The 4,250-nt window shown below is 43.2% G+C and carries 3 protein-coding genes and 2 pseudogenes; 3 read left to right on the top strand and 2 right to left on the bottom strand.

Annotated elements, in window-relative coordinates:
- Positions 1–101 (bottom strand): annotated as a pseudogene (locus WB217_RS17250) (MBL fold metallo-hydrolase); the annotation flags it as partial.
- A 555-nt stretch (positions 102–656) separates the two neighbouring features.
- Between WB217_RS17250 and proC the strand changes: the two are divergent.
- The 3 genes from proC (at position 657) to namA (ending at position 3,822) form a co-directional block, all read left to right on the top strand.
- A complete protein-coding gene (gene proC, locus WB217_RS17245; protein WP_423994516.1) occupies positions 657–1,502 on the top strand; it encodes a pyrroline-5-carboxylate reductase in 846 nt (281 codons plus the stop codon).
- Between the two features lie 60 nt (positions 1,503–1,562).
- Positions 1,563–2,720: a glycosyltransferase gene (locus WB217_RS17240; RefSeq protein ID WP_423994515.1), complete on the top strand. Its 1,158-nt coding sequence runs from the start codon at positions 1,563–1,565 to the stop codon at positions 2,718–2,720.
- A 79-nt stretch (positions 2,721–2,799) separates the two neighbouring features.
- Positions 2,800–3,822, top strand: coding sequence for an NADPH dehydrogenase NamA (namA, locus tag WB217_RS17235; protein WP_423994514.1), 1,023 nt, complete (start codon positions 2,800–2,802; stop codon positions 3,820–3,822).
- Positions 3,823–4,037: 215 nt separating this feature from the next.
- Here namA and WB217_RS17230 read toward each other — a convergent pair.
- Positions 4,038–4,250 (bottom strand): annotated as a pseudogene (locus WB217_RS17230) (SAM-dependent methyltransferase); the annotation flags it as partial.

Raw genomic sequence — 4,250 nt, 5'->3', positions numbered from 1 at the left:
AGTGTCAGCCTGTCTCCTTTTATCAGGTAAGCATTTACGTCACCGACTGGAAAAGGCGTCGGCAACGTCAGTTTGGCAATTCCATCTTTCCATTCTGCCATTTCTTTTCACCTCAAAAATTATATTTATATAAGATAAACAACCTAATTGTTTAAGAATTCGTATGTAAGTATTCATATTAATAAGATCCAGCATTTTTTCAATATAAAAATAAGTTTACCTTTAAAGCTGCCAATTGTCATTATTCCACATAATATTTTCAGAAAAAACTAAAAATTACACAATTTCCTCTTGACATTCGGGTTGTCCTTCTTGCATAATCACTATTAAATTTCATGAACTTTAAAAAGCACTTGAGCAAGACGAGTAGACAGGAATGGTACAAGAGAGTGGAGTCCACCGGCTGAAAGGCTCCGCCGCCCTCTTCCTGTTGAACCCTACCTTGCGAGCTGCCAGGCAAACCTGGCCGCATACCGGCGTTATCGGATTGTGAGCTGCATTTTTTTGGCACAGGCTGAAAAAGTGAATGAAGGTGGTACCACGGGAGCATGGCCTTTCGTCCTTTTATGGATGAAAGGCCTTTTTATTTTTACAGCTGAAAATATCCAGGGATATGAGGCTGTTAAAAAAGCTTGAAAATAATGGAGGCGATCTTGATGAAGAAGCTTGTTTTTGTTGGGGCAGGTTCAATGGCAGAAGCGATGATTTCCGGAATAGGAGCAAGCGGGCTTCTTCCGGGAGAGCATATGTGGTTAACGAATAAGCAGGATACACACAGACTCCAAACGCTGGAGCAGAGATATGGGGTAAGGACTACGTATAACTATGATGAGCTTTTTTCTGACGCTGATGTCGTTGTTTTAGCGATGAAGCCAAAGGATGCAGCCTCGGCAATCAAGGAAATCAAAACCTTTCTTACTGATGAGATGCTTATCATATCCGTTCTTGCAGGTGTATCGATTGCGGCAATTGAGGCGGCGGCTGAAGCATCACTCGCTGTAGCACGAGTGATGCCAAATACATCAGCTGCGATTGGAAAATCAGCGACAGCATTGGCAGTGAATGAGAATGTGACTGATGTACAAAAAGGGCGTGTAAAAGAGCTTTTCAACACGATTGGGCTGACAGCGATTGTCGAGGAATCCCAACTTGATGCAGTTACCGGACTTTCAGGCAGCGGTCCTGCCTATATTTATTATCTCGTCGAAGCGATGGAAAAAAGCGCTGCAGAGATCGGACTTGAAAAACAGACAGCCAAACAGCTCATCATCCAGACATTGCTGGGTGCAGCTGAAATGCTGACGAAATCCGATAAGGAACCATCACAGCTGCGCTTTGAGGTTACAAGTCCTGGCGGCACAACCGAAGCCGGAATCAGCGTACTCGAAAAGCATGGGGTGCAATCTGCTTTTATTTCATGCATAAAGGAAGCGACAGCTCAATCCAAAAAGCTTGGCAATCTTCTTGGAAGCGAATTGTCAGCCACAAACCAACGCTTCTAAAATTGCAATCTGCCCTGGCTTTTCTCTACAATAGAGAAAAACATCAGGGATGGATGCGCCATGCTTACGCTTTTACTTATGACCTTACTTTCAATGACTCTTATCATCTGGATTGCCGCAACAATTGACGCTGCGATTGGCTTCAAAAGACTTGATCCACTAGAAAAAGTCCAAGGCATGGAAACAGGGCCGCTGTTAAGCGTCATCGTTGCAGCACGGAATGAAGAGGAACATATTCAACCGAGCATCCAAAGCCAGCTCGTTCAATCCTATAAGAATGTAGAGTGGATTTTGGTCAATGATCGGTCTGATGATGCGACCGGTAAAATGATGGATGATCTTAAGAATCTCGATCCACGAGTAAATGTCATCCATCTACATACTTTGCCAGAAGGATGGCTGGGTAAAAACTATGCACTTTATAAAGGATACAAGCAGGTTTCCGGAAAGCGGATCCTGTTTACAGATGCTGATGTCATGTACCATCCGGATGCTTTTGCAAAAGCTGTGGGCTATTTTGAAAAGCATCAGCTGGACCATATGACTGCTGCACCAAATTTAAGCGCACGTCCTTTTTGGTTAAAGGCTTTTGTGGCCTTCTTTTTATTTGGATTTTCCTATTATAAAAGACCCTGGCTCGCTAACAATCCTCGTTCAAAGACAGGAATCGGGATTGGCGCTTTCAATATGATCACAAAGCATGCTTATGAGAAAATCGGGACGCATGCGGAAATCAGGATGCGACCAGATGATGATTTGCAGCTGGGAGGCAAGGTAAAGAAAGCCGGACTCAAGCAGCGAATGACTACTGCTCTGACGCTGATTGAGGTAGAATGGTACCCAAGCTTAAAAGAAGCCTTGGCAGGACTGGAGAAAAATACATTTGCGGGACTGCATTACAGGATCAGCATGGTGCTGTTTTCAATTTTGGGGGTCTTTGTTTCACAAGTCGTTCCGTTTTTTTCGATTTTTTCTAATAACAAGGCCATCGTCCTGCTGAGTGCCATCAATCTTATTTTCCTTGCCCTTTTGTATACGATGGTTACGAAAAAAATGACCCGATTTTCACCTTTGCTGTTCTTTGTCCTTCCTTTTACGGCGCTGCTCTTTATTTTTTCCATCATAAGGGCAAGCTATTTAACCTTTAAAAGAGGCGGTATTATCTGGCGCGGAACAAAATATACGCTTAGTGAGTTGCGGAAAAAAGATAACCTGTGAGTACATTTTTTCCTTTCTGACGAGAGCACTGTTATACTAAAAATATATTTTGTATTACGAAATAAAGGAGGCTTCTTGTTTGGAAACGAAATTATTTTCACCTTATGAAATGAAAGGGCTCACCCTTAAAAACAGAATTGTCATGGCTCCTATGTGCATGTACTCATGCGAAAAGGAAGATGGCATCGTTACTGATTGGCATGTCGCTCACTATACGAGCAGAGCCGTTGGACAAGTCGGCTTAATCATTCTCGAAGCAACTGCAGTCACTCCTCAGGGGCGGATTTCCCACCAGGATTTAGGTATTTGGAGCGATGAACATGTGGCAGGGCTTACAAGATTGACTGAACAGATCAAGCAGAATGGTGCTGCAGCTGGCATCCAGCTAGCTCACGCTGGCAGAAAAGCTGCGCTTCGTGACGAAATCATTGCTCCTTCTGCCCTGGCTTTCGACGAAAATTACAAAGAGCCAAAGGCAATGACAGTTGAAGAAATCAAAGAAACAGTCGAGGCATTCAAACTTGCTGCCGAAAGGGCAAAAAGTGCTGGCTTTGATGTTATTGAAATCCACGCTGCGCATGGCTATTTAATCAATCAATTCCTCTCACCGCTTACTAATAAACGGGAAGATGAATATGGCGGTTCTCCGGAGAATCGGTTCCGCTTTTTGCAGGAAGTACTTGATGCAGTAAAAACGAAATGGGACGGACCATTGTTTGTCAGAGTTTCAGCTAGTGATTACCATGATGATGGGCTGACAGTCGAAGACTATGTAACAATGGGCGCATGGATGAAAGATTTAGGCGTTCATTTAATTGACGTCAGTTCAGGTGCGGTTGTTCCCGCAAGAATAAAGGTTTATCCAGGCTATCAGGTCAAATTAGCTGAAAAGATCAAACATGGCGCGGACGTGGCAACTGGAGCCGTAGGCTTGATTACGACTGGAATCCAGGCAGAAGAAATCCTCCAAAACGACCGTGCCGATTTAATTTTCATTGCACGCGAACTGCTCCGTGATCCTTACTGGCCGCGCACAGCAGCAAAAGAACTTGGAACAAGCATCGAACCGCCTAAGCAATACAGCCGTGGCTGGTTATTTTAATACTCTTATGAAGCCGGCATTGAAGATGCCGGCTTTATTTATTCAGGAAAAAAGGTGAGAGGAAAAATACAATGTTCGATGGTTAGAATATGACTTCACAAGACTTAGAGACGAAAAAATTCTGCATAAGCAGGAATCTGGTTTTTACACACAATCTTCCTTTTTAAAAATACAAAAAAGCCAGCCGCAACTCATTTCACGGCCGGACTATCCTCTTATTGGTCTTTTTTAAGGGTAATTTTGCGATACATGCCGCCAAACATGATGCCATCATCCGATAACAGTGTCAGTGCTGTTCTTTTACGATGATAAAGGGATTCAAAAGAAATACCTATGTCTGTTCCCAACACCTTGATCAAATGCCTTAATAATTTCTTCGAGCGTGATAAGCCTATACCTGGTACTGCAAACTTATCAAAGATTAAGAT

This window comes from Mesobacillus sp., from assembly GCF_049588175.1.
Lineage (GTDB): Bacteria > Bacillota > Bacilli > Bacillales > Cytobacillaceae > Mesobacillus.
This window is presented reverse-complemented; position numbering and strand designations above follow the sequence as displayed.

Coding starts and splice junctions, on each gene's coding strand:
- proC (WP_423994516.1), top strand. CDS start 657: ATGAAGAAGCTTGTTTTTGTTGGGGCAGGTTCAATGGCAGAAGCGATG.
- WB217_RS17240 (WP_423994515.1), top strand. CDS start 1,563: ATGCTTACGCTTTTACTTATGACCTTACTTTCAATGACTCTTATCATC.